An 18625-nucleotide genomic window follows, 5' to 3' on the forward strand; every position below is an offset into this window, starting at 1 on the left:
ACGCTGTAACAATCCTCTTTGCTGTATATTTTGGGAAGGAACTCCGTATGACAGACAAGAAAGAATATACCAGCCCTCGTATAGCTTCGCTGAAAGAGGTGCTCTCCTCTGAGGATAACGCCGCTCTAGAAATCTTCTGGCAAGAGATTGTCGAGCATGGTGCGCCGCTGATGGAGCTTATTGAGGATGATCCTGAGCATTACCTGGTGACATTTCTCTGGCGCGACCAGGGTGATACACAGAATGTCGTGGTCTTCTCCGGACCAGCGGGCTTTACCGATCCAGCCAAAAACCAGATGCAGCGCTTGCTGGAAAGCGACCTGTGGTATCGAACCTACCGCGTGCGCTCGAATCTGCGTCAAACCTATATGCTCTCACACAACGATCCCTTGACTGATCTTGACTGGAAGGCTGACCTTGGCACACGCCTCGTAGCCGACCCTCTTAATCCGAAGCCCTTTGTCTTTCCCAAAGATGAGGATGATTCTGACAGTTATGGTTTTACGGTCTCTGTGCTAGAACTGCCAGACGCACCCCCTCAGCCCTATATTAAGCCACGCTCCGATATTCCTAGAGGTCGAGTGGAGAAGCATCACCTACGTAGCGAGATCCTCAATAACGAGCGCCGCGTGTATGTCTATACGCCGCCCGATTATGGTCCTGAGCATAAGCCATATGCTCTGCTTCTGCTCTTCGACGGCCCGGCCTATATTGAGATGGTACCCACGCCAACCATTCTTGATAATCTCATCTACGAGGGCAAGATTCCGCCCATGGTTGCTGTGCTCCCCGATAGCCTGGATGGAGAGACGCGTAGTCGTGAGCTACCCTGCCACCAGCCCTTTGTCGATTTCCTGACGCAGGAGCTTCTACCCTGGGTGCGCGAGCACTATCATATTACGGACGATCCGGCACACAGCATCGTCGGTGGCTCCAGCTACGGTGGCCTGGCCTCGTCCTTCGTGGGATTGCGTGCCTCGGAGCATTTTGGCAATGTCCTTTCTCAATCTGGCTCCTATTGGTGGGAGCCGGATTCTGAAGATGGTATTCCACAGGAATCGCTCACGCAGCAATTTATCGCGAGCCCACGCCTCCCTGTGCGCTTTTACATGGAGGTTGGCCTGCAAGAGAGGAACGCCTCTGATACAAGCATGGTCATCACCAATCGCCACTTGCGCGACATCCTGCGTCTGAAGGGCTACGAGGTTCACTATACCGAGTTCAACGGTGGACATGACTACCTCTGCTGGCGTGGCTCCCTCGCCAACGGCCTGGTCACGCTGGCGGGCAAGTTTATATCAAAACCGCGGAGAACCGAATAGATACATGACGATGGGCAATTCTCTGCTTATGGCCTGGCTCGCTACGTCGCGTAACTCGTGGAATGCCTTGTAGGCTGGTGCCTGGAGTATGGGCTGCTGATAGTTAAAATCAGCGGCCCAGCCGGTTGCGATCTGTCAGCAAGCTCTCTTCAGCCTCCTCACCTAGATAGACGCGAATCTGCTCAAGGCAGGTAAAACGGCTCGGTTGGAGCGTATAGAAAGGTTCAAGCAGCGGATCATTGAGTGACATCATCTGTTGTTGCTCTCTTTTTCAGGTTAAGTATCTTGTAACCAGCGATCAAGGAAGGCGTAGGCTTCGGCTTTGACATTAGAGGGGAAACTGTGCCCAGCAGGGAAGATGAGGGCCTGGAAGTGGTCGGACACACCTGCCTGAGAGTAGGCTTGCTGGGCGTGTTTGGCCAGGGCTCGTACTCCATCTATAGGGAAAAGGGGATCGTGCTCGCCTGCTGTAAGCATGAAGGGGCGCGGGGCCAGGGAGGCTACAAGGGCGTCCACGTCGCCTATTTCGAGCATGCCGGGGATGTAGGCAGCGAAATTATGATTGATATTGTCGCGCAGGATGGTGCGCAGCAGGCCAAAGCCACAGGAGGAGACGGCGGCGCGTACCCGTTCGTCGTACCAGGTAAGCCAGAGTGTCTCCTGTCCACCGAGCGAGTGGCCGATAGCACCCAGGCGTGAGCGATTTACGTCTGGTAGGGAAGAGAGGAGATCGAGGCCGCAGGAGAGATCATGAAGATACTTTGCCTGTAAGTTTGAGCCGGAGAGGAGGCGTTTGGTGAACTCGAAGCGTTCATAATTCATGCCGTTGAGCGCGTAGTGCGCCTGGCGCTCTTCCTCTGAGGGCCGACGATCCTCGAAGCACAATTGATCAGGGCAGAGTACGATATAGCCACGGCGGCAGAGTTCCTGGCCGTAGAAATACATGGGATCACCAGCTACTCCAGCAGGTTCGGATTTCCCTAGCTCGAACTGGCCTGCGTGCTGATGAATAGCCAGGATTGCGGGCCAACTACCCTGAGGAGCATCTCCTTTGGGTATGAGAAGCCATGCAGGTATACGCTCGCTGGGTTCTACCATGTAGGTCAGGGCTACGCGTGTGTAGTCGCCCTCGTCTATGGAACTACTAAAGACTGGCTCGAGGGGGACATGCTCTGGAAAGTGTCCCAACCGTGTTAGTAGGGCCTGGCGTAACTCGATACTGGACATGGCTTCTCTCCTCTCAATATCTCTGTTTGTTTACCAGGCCGTGGAGCCACCGTCGACGACGATGGTCTGGCCCGTCATATAGGCTGCGGCGGGCGAGGCAAGCAGAACGATCACACCTTTGATGTCATCGGGTGTGCCGAAGCGGGCCAGGGGGATACCCTCCTGCATCTGTTCGCCGAACTTGGCGAGCAGGCCTTGCGACATACGTGTGGGGAACCAGCCAGGTGCGATACCGTTGACGGTGATGCCATATTGCGCCCAGCTCGTGGCCAGGTCGCGTGTCATATTGATGATGGCGGCCTTGCTGGCGTGGTAGCCTGCTGCGCGCATATACTTGGGGTGTCCACCGGTCAGTCCAGCCACGGAGGCGATGTTAATGATGGTGCCACCCTTGCCACGCGCGATCATGCTTTTTCCTACGAGCTGGCTCATCAGAAAGGTGCCCTTGATATTGACATCAATCACGTGCTGGAACTTGTCCAGGGGCATTTCCTCGGCGGGCGCGCCCCAGGTGGCACCGCTGTTATTGACCAGGATGTCGATGGCGCCAAAGTGTTCCTGGGTGGCGACGACGACGCGCTCGACATCCTCTGGTTTGGTGATATCACATTCGAGGGCCAGGGCCTTGCCGCCTTTAGCCGTAATCTCGCGTGCAACCTCTTCGCAGGCTGCAAGCTTGCGCGAGCAGAGCACGACGTTGGCTCCTACCTCTGAGAGCGCCTCCGCGAAATATTCTCCCAGTCCCCGACCGCCGCCGGTAATGATGGCTGTCTTTCCATCCAGGCGAAATAGATCTAATACACTCATGGTAACGTCTCCGTTCTTAATGTATTCTCTTCTCAACGCTGAGGGTTGGCTAGATTACTCGCGCCTGCGGCGCTCGCCTGGGTAGGGAGTGTGGCGCTGGTTTGCAGCCCTAGGGCTGCAAACCAGCGCCACACTCCCTACCCAGGCAAAAGTAAGCCATGCATGGTGCTGACTATATTGTTTGTGCTGAATCTATCATACGATATCCAGTGCCACTATGGCACACTCTCTTCAAATTCGCGATGCTCAGGGATAAAAAATATGGTGGTTGGCGTGCGCATGCGCACGCCAACCACCATATTTTTTATCCCTCACACTTTGAAGTGTTTGCCCTGGGCATTGACGCGAATGAATGGATATTGAGTTTGTGTCTCAGTGAGAGCGCCATAAAGGTGAGGGCGACGGAAGGTATTGCCCAGGGCCTCGCGTAGACGGAAGTCGCGCAGGGCTTCCAGGTCAAAACTTGCTATGTAGATGCCTTCGCCCTCACCAGCCTCGATCAAGAGCATATCTCGCGATCCCTGTGGGCCATAAGCGATCCCATCGAAGGCGATTGAGTGGCCGTTCTGCTGGGGCGCGGCATAGTTAGCCATTGCGACACCAACCATATTTTCGTAGGCCCGAGTGCGAAATTGTGTCAGCCGGTTAATCTCCAGTTCACAGGCGTTGGGTACCAGGATAATCTCGGCCCCTTGTAACATAAGCAGGCGTGCGGTTTCAGGGAATTCGCGATCATAGCAGATCATGGCTCCCACTTGAATGGGGCCTTGAGCTGTGTCCAGCGAGCAGACTTCAACGGTATTGCCGGGTGTCAGAGCCGCTTCGTTCCAGCTAAAGGCACAGGTATGCATTTTGGCATAGGTCAGAACGATCTCGCCATGGCGATCGATTAGGGAGACGCTGTTGCGTGGAGCGCCAGGCCAGGCCTCCAGGTAGGTAAGGGCAATAGCCATCTGGAGTTCACGCGCGAGCTGTTGAAAGTGGCGAATAAAGGAGCTATCGCGAGCAATGGCCTGCCCCTGCCAGACGATGTCCGGGTCGGGCATGCCACGAGCGGCCAACTCTTCATGGTTCTGCCATTTCTCGGGCGCTTTCCACAGATTATCTTCAGGTGTGTCCGCTCCCTCAGGAAGAGGCTGGGCGGGTGAATAGCCTACATTCCACATCTCGGGGAAGAGCGCGATATCTGCGCCCATGGCTTGTGCTCGGCGACAAAATAGCTCACCTTTTACAAGATTGGCTACCTGGTCTCTGTCGCATGAATTCATCTGGAGCAGGGCGATATGAAGTTGTTGCATTATATAATATATTTACCCTTCTTGTAGTCAATTAATTAATGGAAATTGTTAATGTGAATTGTGAATGGGGGGTGTTGATAGAGGTGAGAATGGGTGGTCCACGAGGGAGGTAGACTTTGAAGAAGTAAAAGACACAATGATATATGCGACAGATTGCGAAATATGCTCTATCTGCCTGGAGGAGAATGCTAGAAGATGTGCTGGCTAGCGCGTGTCAGCGTCAATAGTGTGCAATCATTGCAGCCTCTGTCTGTAGTGAAATTTGTCTGTGAGCTTAGAGTAGCATCATGTTCATGATACTGTCAAGCAAATGCTAGTCTTTCGCAGGGCAATCGCATCTAAATAAGCTCAGCAACAATAAAGGAAAGGAAGAGGAGGTGATAAAATAAGCCAAAAAAGCGGGAGGCTATGAGATGGAGGAGAATGGCCGACGAGATCTTGAACGTCTGTTTGCGCAAGTAGAAGACCCTCGGGTGGAGCGAACCAAACTGCATCGATTACGGGATATCATCATCCTGGCGATCTGTGGAGTCTTATGTGGAGCAGAAGGCTGGGTTGAGATCGAGGAATTTGGGAACGCCAAAAAGGCCTTTTTTACGGATTTGCTCGACTTGCCCAATGGGATCCCGTCTCACGATACGTTCGGGCGTGTGTTTGCGCTCATTGATCCCAAACAGTTTGAAGCCAGCTTCATCCGATGGGTGCAAGGGATCAGCCAAACAGTCAACGGAGTGATCGCGATTGATGGCAAAACGCTGCGCCGCTCGCATGATCAGGCAGGAGGCAAAAAAGCGCTGCATCTGGTCAGTGCCTGGGCGGTCGAAAATCGTCTGGTGTTGGCTCAACTCGCGACGGAAGGGAAGTCCAACGAGATTACCGCCATCCCGCTGCTCTTAGAGCAACTGGCGCTCAAAGGCTGCATTGTGACCATTGATGCGATGGGGACGCAAACGAAGATTGCCGAGCGGATTATTGAGCAAGACGGTGACTACGCCCTGGCTCTCAAAGACAATCACGGGAACCTCTTTGACGAGGTGAAAGCGACGTTTGCTCTCGCGGAAAAAGACGGCTTTGCCAGCCCGTACTGGGAGTTGGATCGACAGGTGGAGAAAGGTCACGGTCGATTGGAAATTCGCGAACAGTGGACCCTGAGTGATCCGGAAATCCTGGCGTATCTCGACCCGCAACACCAGTGGAAAGGCTTGCGAGGCATTGGGGTCGTTCGGGCGCAACGGCGCATGGAACAGAAGACCACAAAAGAAACGCGCTACTTCTTGCTCAGTTTTTCGTCAGTCAACACCTTTGCCACTGCGGTCAGAAGCCACTGGGGCATTGAAAACAGCCTGCATTGGGTCCTCGATATCGCCTTTCGGGAAGATGAATCGCGCGTCAGGCTCGGTCATGCCGACGAAAATCTCGCGGTACTCCGCCATATCAGCTTGAATTTGTTGCGTCAGGAACGCTCTTCCCGTGTTGGCATCCATGCCAAACGTCTCAAATCCGGATGGGACAATCAGTATCTTTTGCGCGTTCTGGATGGGGTTAACTAGATGCGATTGCCCTGTAGTCTTTCGCAAGGTTTCTCAAAGTTTGCTTTTGCGCCTCTGTTGCTCAAGAGTCAAAGTATACGTGTGTAGTTTTTACGGTTTACCAATATGTTGGGTGTGTGAGGGATGGCGGCAACTTTGTTTCGCTGTTGCCCCTGGCTGAGTCGAGTTGGGACTGAATGAGAAAGAGGCTCCCAGTGAGATCGGCGCCCCTGAGATTAGCGTCTCTGAAATCGGCCCCGATCAGGTCGGCCAGGCGCAGGTCGGCGTCTCTGAGGTCAGCCCCAATAAGATATGCTCCGCGCAAGTTGGCGCCCCTGAAATCGGCGCCTCTAAGTTTGGCCCCGATCAGGTCAGCCCCTCTGAGTTCTTTCTTCTTATGCTTGAATTCGGCCCGCACCAGTTCGCTTGTGCACAGCAGCAGGTTATTGATCTCTTGCCGATGGGCCGCCATGTCCAGACTTATAAGAGCCTCAGGGCTGTTATGTGTGAGGCGTTCGGTTTTTTCCAGCGCGAGGTTAAGTTCCTGGTGGAGCGGGCGGGCTGGTTGCAGCGTCAGGGCTTCGCTTAGATACCAGAGTAGCTCATGCAGGTCTCGCATGATAGGGAAGACCGCGAACATCTGCCGGGCACTTTGGGGAGCCTGTCGCCAATCCTGGCCACCGAAGGTAACCTGGGAGACCTTTTGCCCGGCGCCGAAGCAGTCATAGACGGTGCAACCCCGGAAGCCCTGCTGTCTGAGGCGCGTATGGATGCCGCAGCGAAAGTTCGCCTGCAGATTGGGACAGGCCTGCCCAGCGTTTTTATTGATTGCGAAATCTACCGAGGCTGAGAAGGCAGGTGCGACACAGCATAGCGCGAAACAGCGCTCACAGTCAGCTCGCAGGTCGAGGCGCTTTCCTGCAACAGTAAGTTCTCTCTGTTCACGTTTTTTAGTCAATGTGCGCGTCATCCTGTCATTATGTCTATGTATTCATTGAGAATTATAGCTTTTTTCATGTGTTATTGTAACAGAATCTTCGCGCCTGCGGGGCCTCATAGGAAGGGTGTGTGGGTGAAAAACGGCGAAGCCGTTTTTCACCCACACACCCTTCCCATGAAGTGGGCGTACGAGCCGAGGCAAGAACTGAAAAGCCCTGTATTAAAAAGCCTCACTTGAAGCAGTGCATAAAAGGAAGTTATAATACATTCATTAATGAACGTTGTGAATTAGAGTCAGAGAGGCCTCTATGCACAAAGAACTTGTGAATCCGCCTGAGCTGGCGCAGCCAAGCGGGTTTAGTCATGGCGTCATCTCCTCGGGTGGGAAGCTCCTCTTTCTGGCCGGGCAAACGGCCAGCGATCCAGAGGGTCAGATCGTCGCTCCAGGCGATATCGTGGCCCAGTATGAGCAGGTCTTGCGTAACCTCAAGACAGTGGTGGAATCAGCAGGTGGAAGTATGCAGCAAATTGTAAAGATGACTATTTTTGTACGCGACCGCGATCTCTACCGTTTGCACCTCAAGACCCTGGGCCGGGTCCATCGCTCCTTCTTTGGCCGCTACTATCCCGCGACCGCCCTGCTAGAAATCTCGCGCTTCTTTCAAGACGAAGCCCTGATCGAGATCGAAGGCATCGCTGTCCTTGAAGCATAGCACCATCAGTAGCCGCGTACGCAAGTAGCGGGCAAAGGAGCACCTATCATGGATTTTGCATTAAATCAGGAGCAACAGCGGGTACAGGAGGCGGCTCGTCGCTTCGCCCAGGAAGAGGTGGCACCCCTGGCACGGACCGCCGATGAGACGGGTGAGTTTCCTATGCATCTTGTAAAACGCATGGGGGAACTGGGTTTTCTGGCGGGACCGGTGGGGCGAGAGTATGGCGGCGCGGACCTGGATTTTGTGAGCTACGCGCTCCTCTGTGAAGAACTGGGGCGCGTGGACGCCTCGGTGCGCGGCTTTCTGACGGTCCATACCGGATTGGTCGCGCTCTGTATTCAGAACTGGGGCAGCGAAGAGCAGAAGCGGCACATCCTGCCACGTCTCGCCAGTGGTGAGTCGATTGGCTGCTATGCCCTGACCGAGGTCAACGCGGGGTCAGATGCCGTGAGCATGGAGACCACGGCACGCGAGGAGGAGGATAGCTACGTCCTTAATGGCGAGAAGATCTGGATCACTAATGGTCTGAGCGCCACCACCACGATTGTCTTTGCCACGCTGGATCGCGGACTGCGCCACAAGGGCATCTGCGCCTTTCTGTTAGAGGGTAATCCCCCAGGTTGCCAGCGTGATCCCATGCCAAACAAAGAGCTAGGTCACCGTGCCTCTGAACACGCCCGCATCACCTTTAAGGAGTGCCGCGTCCCCAGGTTGGCGCTGCTGGGTGAACGTGGTCAGGGCTTCGCCATCGCTATGTCGGCCCTGGAGTGTGGACGCATAGGGGTGGCTTCGGGCGCGGTTGGCATCGCTCAGGCCTGCCTCGATGCCTGCGTCGATTATACCAGGCAGCGCCGCCAGTTTGGGCAGCGCCTCGCCGACTTCCAGATGCTCCAGGGGACACTGGCCGACATGGCGGCGGATGTCGACGCGGCCCGCCTGCTAACCTACCGCGCGGCCTGGACCAAGGACTGTGGTCTGCCCGCGACGCGCGCGACCTCCATCGCCAAGCTCTTCGCCACCGAGGCCGCGATGCGCGCCGCCTCTGAGGCCGTGCTCCTACATGGCAATCGTGGCTACTCCAATGAATACCCCGTTGAACGTCACTACCGCGATATCAAGGGTCTACAAATCTATGAGGGAACCAGCCATATTCAGCGCGTGATTATCGCCCGTGACCTGGTTGGACGCGAGCGTTAGCCGTCATCCGGGAGGGTGCTCCTGGTATTTCGCTCTCTCGGGCAAAAGGAGGGACATCTACATGGCCTACGCGGACTACTGGAATCCCAAGAACGAGACTCGCCCACATGAGGAACTGCAGGCGCTCCAGCTTGTAAAGCTGCGCCGCCTCTGTGAGTGGGCTTACACCAAGGCCCCCTTTCACAAACGGCGCTTCGAGGCCGCGAACTTTCATCCCGAACAGCTCAAGACGCTCGATGACATCCGACGCATCCCCATGATGACGCGCGAGGAGTGGATGGCCTCGCAGGTTGAACGCCCTCTCTTTGGTGATATGCTGGCGAGCGAACAGCGCAACGCCATTCGTTATCATCTGACCTCTGGTACTTCGGGCCGCGTGCCACTACGTGTGCTGGATAGTATGAAAGACTGGGACTGGATCGGTGAGATGTGGTGCTATGGCCTGTGGGGCTTCGGTGTGCGCCCGGAGGATACGGTGTATTTCGCCTTTGGTTATGGCTCTTTTATCGGCTTCTGGGGTGCGCACTATGCCTGTGAGAAGATCGGCGCGTTGGTCATTCCGGGGGGCGCGCAGACGACTGAGGCACGCATCAAGCAGATCGTTGAGATGGGAGCTACCACCGTCTGCTCCACGCCAACCTATGCCCTGCACATGTGGCAGAAGGCCAGCGAGATGGGCATCGATCTCGTCCAAGAGAGCAAGGTCGACAAACTGATCCTCTCTGGCGAACCCGCAGGCTCAATTCCAGCGGTCAAGCAGCAGTTGGAGACGGCCTGGGGCGCCAAATGTGGCGATACGGCGGGCATGACTGAGGTGGGAACTATCATGATCTTTGAGTGCGCGCACCAGCCTGGCGGGACGCATATCATTGAGGATCATTTCATCGAAGAGGTGCTTGATCCCCATACGGGCGAGCCTGTAGGCTATGGCGAACTGGGCGAGCGTGTCGTCACCTCCTTTGGGCGCGGCTTCATCCCCGCCATTCGCTATCGTACCAAAGACATGGTGATGAAGGTTCCCGCCAGCCTGTGTGGCTGTGGGCGTACCTATGATATCTACGAGGGCGGCATTCGTGGACGCTGGGACGATATGAAGCTTATTCGCGGCACCAATGTCTATCCCCGCGCCGTGGAAGCGATTGTACGCGAATACGACGCCATCGACGAGTTCCAGATCTACATCTGGCGCAAGGACGAGATTCAGGACGAAATCACCATCAGGCTGGAGATCAAGCCTGGGCGCGAGGGCGAGTGGGAGCGCTTGCAGCCGAGCCTGGCGCGTGACCTCTCCAACGCCCACGAGGGGCTACGCTTCAACCTGGAGCGTATGGAGTACGGCCAGCTCCCCCACTTTGAACTCAAGGCCCGGCGTCTCATCGATAGCCGCCCTGTCGCACAGTACAGCTAGCTGCTAGCAGCAGAGGAGAAGAAGCATGACCACATCCACAGCATCTGAAGACCTGCTGGGGCAGCCCCTCAGCCCGGCGGAGCAAGAACTTCTTGGCGCCTACGAAACCCTCAAGCAGCTCGCCAGCCGGGACGATCTCCCGCCTTGCGCCAACAGCAATATCCGTAAAGCCCTCGCCGCCCTCTGGCAAGCCACCAACGACCTCAACCTGCAATATGAGCAGCTCTATGATCTAGGGGTGTAATAAAGTATATTCAATGAAAGAAGAGGTTGAACCGAAGGTTCAACCTCTTCTTTCATTGAATATACTTTTAAATTTAGCGGTTGGTGACCTGCTCGAAGCGGCGACCAACGATATCCCAGTTGACCACGTTCCACCACGCGCTCAGATACTCGGGGCGGCGGTTCTGGTACTTCAGGTAGTAGGCATGCTCCCACACGTCGTTGCCGAGCAGGGGAACGTTGCCGTCCAGAAGGGGGCTATCCTGGTTGGGGGTGCTGGTAACTTCGAGCTGACCATTCTTGTTCAGCACGAGCCAGGCCCAGCCAGAGCCGAAGCGTTTGGCACCGGCATCATTAAAAGCCGCCTTGAAGGCATCAAATGAGCCAAAGGTGCTGGTGATGGCCTGAGCCAGGGCGCCAGTAGGCTCCTTGCTGCCACCAGGGGTCATGGTCTCCCAGAAGAGGGTGTGGTTCGCGTGACCGCCACCGTTGTTACGGACGGCGGTGCGCTTGGCCTCGGGAACCTCGTTGAGGCGGGTGAGAACCTGCTCAACGGCTAGGCTGGCGAACTCGTGCCCTTCGAGGGCCGCGTTCAGGTTGCTGACGTAGGTGGCATGATGCTTATCATGGTGGATATGCATCGTCTGGGTATCGATGTATGGCTCCAGAGCCTGGTAATCGTAGGGGAGAGGTGGAAGTTGAAATGCCATAACATTTTCTCCTTTGTTCTCTATCCATGTATTTTTAAACGAAAACACGGTTTATCGACACTTCTCGCGAAACGAAAGTGCATGTCGAGTCGGGGTAGGTGTGAGGCCGAGGGGTCGCCAGCGCTGGCCCGTCGACCTCACACCTACCCTAAACGTCCACATTCTTCACGAAGAACGCGATCAACTGGTGACATTATATCGCGTTTTGCATGTACATTGCTATGGCTGAAAGAACAGGAGAGCCTGTTCTTTTGGCCATTGTATTTATGCCCCGTGATTATTACAGGAAGTGTCCAGTGTGGCTTGCTGTTACCTGGGCGACTTGTTCGGGGGTGCCTTCGGCGATGATGTAGCCGCCGTTGTGGCCGCCCTCGGGACCCATGTCGATGAGCCAGTCGGCATTCCTGATGATATCCATGTTGTGCTCAATGACGATGATGGTGTTGCCGAGCTCGACCAGGCGATGCAGGACATCGAGCAGGCGTTGCACGTCGGCGAAGTGCAGGCCAGTGGTGGGCTCGTCCAGGATATAGAGTGTGCGTCCGGTGGAGACGCGGCTGAGCTCTTTGGCGAGTTTGATGCGCTGGGCCTCCCCGCCACTGAAGGTCGTAGCGCTCTGACCCAGTTTGATGTAGTCCAGGCCCACATCGTGCAGCGTCTGGAGCACACGTGCGATCTTGGGAACATTGGCGAAGAAGGCTAGTGCCTCCTGAACATCCAGGTTAAGGACCTCGTGAATGTTCTTGCCCTGGTAGCGTACTGCCAGCGTCTCGCTGTTGAAGCGTTTTCCATTGCACTCTTTGCAGGGCACCCAGACATCGGCCAGGAAGTGCATCTCCACCACGTGTTGACCATGACCCTTGCAGCTCTCGCAGCGTCCACCCTCGACATTGAAGCTGAAGCGGTCGGACTTATAGCCGCGTTCTCGCGCAAGCTCTGTCCTGGCGAAGAGGGCGCGGATATCGTCGAAGATGCCGACATAGGTGGCGGGATTGGAGCGCGGCGTGCGCCCGATAGGCTCCTGCGTGATGTTGATGACCTTGTTCAGGCGCTCGATGCCCTCCAGCGAGGCAAAGGATCCCGCAGGCTCTCGCGTATCGTGTAGTGCCTGCACTAGCGCGGGATAGAGCGTGCCATTGACCAGGCTACTCTTGCCACTGCCGCTGACACCCGTGACGCAGGTCAGCAGGCCAAGTGGGAAGCGTCCATCCACGTTCTTCAGGTTATGCAAAGTGGTGTTCTTGATCGTAAGCCAGCCCTGTGCGGGAGCGCGCCGGTTCTTTCCCCGAGGCGAGGTAATACGCAGCCGGTTGCTCAGGTAGCGCCCGGTGAGCGAGGTCTCGTGAGCGGCGACGCGTTCAGGGGTATCGGCAACCACGACCTCGCCGCCCAGGATACCGGCGCCGGGACCTATGTCAATCAGCCAATCCGCGCTACGCATGGTCTCCTCGTCATGCTCGACAACCAGGACGGTGTTGCCCATATCGCGTAGCTGGAGCAGGGTGTTGAGCAGGGTATGCTGATCGCGGGCGTGGAGTCCGATGGATGGCTCATCCAGGACATAGAGGACGCCGACCAGGCCACAGCTTAGCTGGCTCGCCAGGCGAATACGTTGTCCCTCGCCGCCGGAGAGCGTGGGCGCGGAGCGGTTGAGCGTCAGGTAGTGCAGGCCCACATTGAGCATAAACTGAACGCGCTGGCGGGTTTCCTTAAGGATCTCGCTCGCGATCAGTAGCGGCTCTTCGTCGAGGGTCTCATAGAGCTCATTAAGCCAGGATAGCAGCTGGTCGATGGTCATATCACCTATCTCGCTGATGTTGCGCCCGGCAAGGGTGACACCTCGCACTTCGGGTGAGAGGCGTGTTCCCTGGCAAACTGGGCAGGCCTGCTGGCTCATATAGCTGGTATACCAGTTCTTCATGTTTTCCGAGCTGGTCTGATGGAAGCGGCGATTGAGTTCCTCAATGATGCCGGGGTAGCTCTCAACGCGGTTATGGGTCCAGCTCCCATTGTTATTAGCCTGCGAGAAGGAGAGATTGAACTCGATCTCCTCATCGCCCGATCCATAGATGAGCACATCGCGAAAGTGCTGAGGCAGCTCTCGCCAGGGAAGCTCTAGATTGATCTGATAGTGCTCCGCTAGCGACATCAAGGTGGAGGTCGTATAGTTGACGCCCTTCTTGCGTACGTTGCCGAACCAGCGCAGCGCGCCGTCCAGCAGCGAGAGGTTGGGGTCGTCAATCAGCAAGGTGGGATCGACCTCCAGGCTTGTCCCCAGGCCATTGCAGGCCTGGCACATGCCAAAGGGCGAGTTCGGGCTAAAGCTAGAGGAGAGCAGCTCAGGGAAGGGCATGCCGCAGTGACCACAGCGCTGCTGCTCGCTCAAGATCGCCTCATTGCCGTCATACAGATCGACAATCAGTGAGCTCCCACCCAGTTGCATAGCGCGCTTAACGGCGGCCAGCAGGTGCTCATGCCAGGTATCATCCCTGGAAGCCGGTACACTCTCGCACGCGATCAGTAACTCGATAGTATGCGGCTCCTGCTCCTCAAACTTGATATCGTTGAGAGCGATTGTGGACACTCCATCGACGCGTGCCTGCGTATAGCCATCACGTATGGCTTGCTGAATGAGGATGTTGTGGCTGTCCTGGCCCTGTTGTACTAGAGGAGCGAGCAGACGAAAGGGTGCCCCCGCTGGGAGCGCAGCGATGCGGCGTGCGATCTCGTTGGGCAGGTGTGATTGAACGACTGTGCCGCACTTCGTACAGTGTGCGATGCCGATGCGCGAGTAGAGCAGGCGCAGGTAGTTAATGACCTCGGTAATGGTTCCAACGTTTGAGCGTGGATTCTTGCTCACCGTCTTCTGCTCGATAGCCACGGCTGGACTGAGACCATAGATGAAGTCGACTTTCGGCTTCTCGACCTTATCCAGGTAGTGGCGTACAAAGGGCGAAAGGCTCTCCACATAGCGGCGCTGCCCCTCGGCGTAAATGGTATCGAAGGCCAGCGAAGACTTACCGCTCCCGCTTACACCTGTCAGCACGACGAACTTGTTGCGCGGAATTGCCACATCAATGTTCTTGAGATTGTGCTGTTGCGCACCCCGTACGAAGATTTGCTCCGGCTCAACATGTACTTCCAGGCTCTCCTCAACATAAGCCTGGCGTTTCTGACTGGCTTCTCCCTTGAGACTGGGATTCAAACCCATAAGCATCTCGATATGAGGGTGGAGCTGTACTCCTCCAGCTTGTTCTTTACATTGTCTTGAATCTTTGTCTCTGGACATATCTTCCAACTTCATATCAGTATCTAATTGTTGAACGTCGTGCATATGTCGGGCTACCTCCTTAGTGTTCTGGCGGAGACAACGCGTCCCCAGGGTCTATATTGTCAGGTGTATAGCTAAGCGTAAGATGATAGCGTAGGATTAGGGGAAGCGCATGGTTGTGAGAACCACAGCAACAGTGAGAAGTATACAAGGGGTAACCTGACATCTTCTGTCAGGAAGGGGGCAATGTGGCCAGAGATACATATGAAGTGAAGGGATGGTTGCCTGTTCCCCATGCTCATGCCAGAGAAAGAAGTAGTGATTCTGAAGGGTGCGTCTTATATCTATAGGCGCGCCAGAATGTTTATGATCTCAAATAAGACATAGGCTGGCATATTTCTCTGTTACAATAGAGGGCAAGAATATGAATGTATGGGAAGGAGGGATGAGAAGCTATGCGTGCTGACCGCTTGCTCTCTATTTTGTTGCTCTTGCAGGTGCATAGCCGTTTGACCTCGAGGGAGCTGGCCCGGCGCCTGGAGGTTTCGGAGCGGACGATTCATCGCGATATGGAGGCCCTGGGTGTGGCGGGTATTCCCGTGGTGGCGGAGCGCGGCAATGGGGGTGGCTGGGGGCTGCTGGAGGAGTATCGCACTAATCTGACTGGCTTGAATGAGGCCGAGATCCAGGCCCTCTTCTTTATTAAGCCTGACCATCTGTTAAATGACCTGGGGTTGCGGAAGGCCTCAGAGGCGGCTTTGATCAAGCTGCTGGCGGCCGTACCCTCCGCGCAGAGGCGTGACGCGGAGTATGCGCGCCAGCGTATTTATGTGGATACCGCCGGGTGGAATACGAGCGAGGGCGAGAGCCTGCCGCATCTCGCGGTCGTGCAGGCTGCGGTCTGGCAGGAGCGGCGGCTGCGTATTGGTTATCTGCGCAATGAAGAGGTGGTTGAGCGCGTGCTTGATCCGCTGGGACTGGTCGCCAAGGGGAATATCTGGTACCTCATCGCCGCCGTTGATGAGCAGTTGCGCAGTTATCGTATCTCACGTATTGCCAGTGCCGAGCTGCTGGAGGAGCCATGCCAGCGTCCCATTGATTTCGACCTGGCGAGCTACTGGCGACAATCAATGCGCTCCTTTAAAGCTAATCTGCCGCGTTATACTGTGCGTGTGCGCGTGCCAGAGGAGTTAGTCCACGGGCTGTATCATGCCAGCCGGGCCATGAAGATTGAGCAGATGGGCGAGGCCGATGAGCAGGGATGCCTGGAATTGCTGCTGTATTTTGAGATGCGCGAGGATGCCTGTGGTTATGTGCTCAGCTTCGGTCCACGTGTAGAAATCCTGGAGCCACTAGAGCTACGTGAACAGGTTTATGAGCTAGCAAGAAGCTACGTGGAACAACACAAGTAGCCGCGTATGCCAGTAGCGGGCCCGCTACTGGCATACGCGGCTACTCGACCATGGCCCCTACAAAGTTTTTTAGGGTTAGTGGGTGGCCATGACGACGGGTGGCTCGCCGTTGGTGACCTCGGAGGGTTTACGGCGCTCGATGGCGGTCAGGAGCGAGACGATGGTTCCGATGGCGGCAAAGATGGCGGAGATGAGCCAGGTCAGGCGGAAGGTATCGATCGCGCCTGCCTTGAACTCGCGGGCAATGCTGTCGTTGAGCGACTTCAGTTCAGGCTTGAGGGCCTGGCCCGCGGGACCGGGAACCTGGTCGGCCAGCTTTGTCAGGTCGAATGAGTTTTGATTAGCCGACGAGGAGGCCGCGGCCTCGCCAGAGGCGGTACTGTTGGCGGTGCTCTTCTTCAGACCTGTGACGATACCGTCGCGCAACTGTGGAGGGAGCTTGTTATCCTGGTTCACAATCTGAATGGAGTTCTGTTGCGCCTGGTTAATGTTGGGTGTGATCTGATTAGTGAAGACGGCGATCAGGATGGCGATACCCAGCGCGAAGCCGATCTGGCGGAAGGTATTGAAGATACCACTGCCCACACCTAGCTTGGCGCGTGGAACATCTGAGAGAGCGAAGGCGGGGAAATTCTGAAAGCAGAGGCCCATGCCTATGCCCAGGATCGCCAGGCGCCAGGCCATATCAGGGTAGGAGGTATCCACACTGGTGAAGAAGGTAAGCGTAAAGCCGATTGCCAGCACCGCCAGGCCTATTGTACCCATGATACGGGGATTGAGGAAGCGACTGAAGGCGCCTGAGAGCGCCGAGACTACAAAGGCGGTCAGAGGAATGGGCAGGATGGCATAGGCCGCATTGAGCTGATCATAGCCCTGGGCGTTGATGTAGTAGAGCACGGTCATCAGGAATGCGCCCTGGATGGCGATACCGAAGAGGAACATCGAAATGTTCGAGGCGGTAAAGCTGCGAATCTTGAAGAGGCTGAAGTCGACAATCGGGTCCTTCTGTCTTGTTTCAATGAAGGCGAAGAGGACCAGGCAGACGACCATTGTGGCGAAGAGACCCAGAATCGTGGGCGAGTTCCAACCCCAGGTGTTGCCCTGCATAATCGCCAGGACCAGGCAGAACATGGAGATACTCAGGGTCAGCAGGCCAGGGAGATCGATGCCCTTGCTCGCACTTGGCTGGCGCGTCTCAGGTACGAAGAGCGCGACCATGATCAGGCCGATAATACAGAACGGGAGATTGACATAGAAGATGGCGCGCCAGTCAAAGTTCTGTACCAGGAAGCCGCCTAGAACCGGGCCGATGGCTGAGGCGATACCCGACGAGGCACCCCATACACCAATGGCCGCACCACGCTTCTGGGGCGGGAAGATGGAGATGATAATCGCCAGGCTAATCGGATTGAGGGCTGCCGCGCCTATGGCCTGGAAGGCGCGTGCCGCGATAAGCACCTCAATCGAGGGCGCAATCGCGCAGAGCAGCGAGCCCAGACTGAAGACCACCATACCGATCATAAAGGTCAATTTACGCCCAAACTGATCGGCGAAGCGACCAATACTGACCAGCAGCACGGCAAACACCAGGCTATAGGCGTTCAACACCCAGGTCGCCGTCGTCAGGTCGGTATTGAGCTTGGTCACAATGTCCGAGAGCGCGATATTAACGATGGTTACGTCCAGGAGGGACATGAAAAAGCCAAACATGAGCGCCGTCAAGGCGAGCCAGGGATTGGCTACCTTGCCATTGCGCAGCGTAAAGATTGGTTGTTCCCACTGCCCATGTGTCGCATTTGGGCTTGAGGAGTTCTCTGCCGCTGACATAAATGTTACTCCTTAACAAATTGGTTAAAGTCTTTTTTGGGTGTTATGGCATGTATCTATAGCGATTACCGGGTTATGAGCGCGTTGTCTGCTCTGGTAGGTTGGTTGCATCTTGCGTGCGCGCTAGTTCTCGTTCGCGCAGGTGTTGTGCCCAGGTATACTCAAGTTGCCAGTGTGCGATGAGATGATCGACGCCTTCGAAGATATCGTCGCGCAAGGATTGGCTCCATCCATAGCTCGCATCACCAGAGCTATGTTGATGGAGATCTTCACGCTCATTTTGTAGGTGCAAGATGTGCGCCTGGCAGTAATTGAGATAGTGATCGATCAGGTAGAGACGTTCTGAGGGAGCCAGGAACGAGAGAAATGGCATCTTTTGCTGAAAAACCTTCTGGTACTCGCCAGGATTAGAGGTTGTGTCCAGCATTAAGAGGCGAAAGCGCTCCCGCCCTTTATCTGTGATTCGGTAGGAGCGATAAGGCCGATTGCCGTGCTCATTCTCTTGCTCTTCTGCTACAAGCAAGCCATTTTCTTCCAGCCTGGCCAGGAGAGGATAGAGGCGCCCATTGCTGAACTTGGCATAGGGACCAATCATGTCGTTAATAATTTTTGCGATCAGGTAGCCATGCGCGGGCTGATAGAGCAGATGGGCCAGAATGAGCAGTTCGTACATAGCGCTCCCCTTTCCTAGATTTTTCAAGTGCTTTGTTTAGAGAGAGCTGTCTATATAACCCGTCATA

16 protein-coding genes are annotated in these 18625 nt (G+C 55.7%); 7 read left to right on the forward strand and 9 right to left on the reverse strand.

The window, feature by feature from the left end; translation table 11 throughout:
- Positions 1-47 precede the first annotated feature (47 nt).
- Positions 48-1322 carry an enterochelin esterase gene (gene fes, locus JMJ16_RS47195; RefSeq protein WP_201392955.1) on the forward strand — a complete coding sequence of 425 codons (1275 nt, stop codon included), beginning with the start codon at positions 48-50 and terminating at the stop codon, positions 1320-1322.
- Positions 1323-1431: 109 nt separating this feature from the next.
- Here the strand turns inward: fes and JMJ16_RS47200 are convergent, their stop codons facing one another.
- From JMJ16_RS47200 to JMJ16_RS47215, 4 genes are all read right to left on the reverse strand, one after another.
- Positions 1432-1575 carry a hypothetical protein gene (locus JMJ16_RS47200; RefSeq protein WP_201392957.1) on the reverse strand — a complete coding sequence of 48 codons (144 nt, stop codon included), beginning with the start codon at positions 1573-1575 and terminating at the stop codon, positions 1432-1434.
- Positions 1576-1598: 23 nt separating this feature from the next.
- Positions 1599-2549 carry a S9 family peptidase gene (locus JMJ16_RS47205; protein WP_201392959.1) on the reverse strand — a complete coding sequence of 317 codons (951 nt, stop codon included), beginning with the start codon at positions 2547-2549 and terminating at the stop codon, positions 1599-1601.
- A gap of 30 nt (positions 2550-2579) precedes the next feature.
- The gene (locus JMJ16_RS47210) at positions 2580-3356 is read right to left on the reverse strand and encodes an SDR family oxidoreductase (RefSeq protein ID WP_201392961.1); all 777 of its coding nucleotides are present in this window, start codon (positions 3354-3356) and stop codon (positions 2580-2582) included.
- Between the two features lie 311 nt (positions 3357-3667).
- On the reverse strand, positions 3668-4654 hold the full coding sequence (locus JMJ16_RS47215; protein WP_201392963.1) for a carbon-nitrogen hydrolase family protein: 987 nt from the start codon (positions 4652-4654) through the stop codon (positions 3668-3670).
- A 413-nt stretch (positions 4655-5067) separates the two neighbouring features.
- On the opposite strand from JMJ16_RS47215, the gene JMJ16_RS47220 reads away from it, so the two are divergent.
- Positions 5068-6204: an ISAs1 family transposase gene (locus JMJ16_RS47220; RefSeq protein ID WP_201380589.1), complete on the forward strand. Its 1137-nt coding sequence runs from the start codon at positions 5068-5070 to the stop codon at positions 6202-6204.
- Positions 6205-6301: 97 nt separating this feature from the next.
- On the opposite strand, the gene JMJ16_RS47225 is transcribed toward JMJ16_RS47220, so the two are convergent.
- Positions 6302-7153 carry a pentapeptide repeat-containing protein gene (locus tag JMJ16_RS47225; protein WP_201392965.1) on the reverse strand — a complete coding sequence of 284 codons (852 nt, stop codon included), beginning with the start codon at positions 7151-7153 and terminating at the stop codon, positions 6302-6304.
- A 277-nt stretch (positions 7154-7430) separates the two neighbouring features.
- Between JMJ16_RS47225 and JMJ16_RS47230 the strand changes: the two genes are divergently transcribed.
- The 4 genes from JMJ16_RS47230 to JMJ16_RS47245 all read left to right on the forward strand — a co-directional run bounded on the left by JMJ16_RS47230 (position 7431) and on the right by JMJ16_RS47245 (position 10687).
- On the forward strand, positions 7431-7835 hold the full coding sequence (locus JMJ16_RS47230; protein WP_201375088.1) for a RidA family protein: 405 nt from the start codon (positions 7431-7433) through the stop codon (positions 7833-7835).
- Between the two features lie 48 nt (positions 7836-7883).
- Complete coding sequence (locus tag JMJ16_RS47235; RefSeq protein ID WP_201392967.1) at positions 7884-9035, forward strand: acyl-CoA dehydrogenase family protein; 1152 nt, start codon at positions 7884-7886, stop codon at positions 9033-9035.
- Positions 9036-9096: 61 nt separating this feature from the next.
- Positions 9097-10443 (forward strand): phenylacetate--CoA ligase family protein, encoded by a 1347-nt coding sequence (locus JMJ16_RS47240; RefSeq protein ID WP_201392969.1) that lies wholly within the window; start codon positions 9097-9099, stop codon positions 10441-10443.
- Positions 10444-10468: 25 nt separating this feature from the next.
- Positions 10469-10687, forward strand: coding sequence for a hypothetical protein (locus tag JMJ16_RS47245; protein ID WP_201392488.1), 219 nt, complete (start codon positions 10469-10471; stop codon positions 10685-10687).
- Between the two features lie 73 nt (positions 10688-10760).
- On the opposite strand, the gene JMJ16_RS47250 is transcribed toward JMJ16_RS47245, so the two are convergent.
- Both JMJ16_RS47250 and uvrA read right to left on the reverse strand, forming a co-directional pair.
- Entirely contained in the window at positions 10761-11375 is a 615-nt protein-coding gene (locus JMJ16_RS47250; RefSeq protein ID WP_201392971.1) for a superoxide dismutase, read from the reverse strand.
- A gap of 280 nt (positions 11376-11655) precedes the next feature.
- Positions 11656-14709: an excinuclease ABC subunit UvrA gene (gene uvrA, locus JMJ16_RS47255; protein ID WP_201392973.1), complete on the reverse strand. Its 3054-nt coding sequence runs from the start codon at positions 14707-14709 to the stop codon at positions 11656-11658.
- A 392-nt stretch (positions 14710-15101) separates the two neighbouring features.
- Here uvrA and JMJ16_RS47260 point away from each other — a divergent pair, with 392 nt between their 5' ends.
- Entirely contained in the window at positions 15102-16058 is a 957-nt protein-coding gene (locus JMJ16_RS47260) for a YafY family protein (RefSeq protein ID WP_201392975.1), read from the forward strand.
- Positions 16059-16133: 75 nt separating this feature from the next.
- Here the strand turns inward: JMJ16_RS47260 and JMJ16_RS47265 are convergent, their stop codons facing one another.
- Positions 16134-17885 carry an MFS transporter gene (locus tag JMJ16_RS47265; RefSeq protein ID WP_201392977.1) on the reverse strand — a complete coding sequence of 584 codons (1752 nt, stop codon included), beginning with the start codon at positions 17883-17885 and terminating at the stop codon, positions 16134-16136.
- 73 nt (positions 17886-17958) lie between these two features.
- On the reverse strand, positions 17959-18558 hold the full coding sequence (locus JMJ16_RS47270; protein WP_201392979.1) for a PadR family transcriptional regulator: 600 nt from the start codon (positions 18556-18558) through the stop codon (positions 17959-17961).
- Positions 18559-18625: the final 67 nt, after the last annotated feature.

The organism is Ktedonobacter sp. SOSP1-52 (assembly GCF_016587395.1).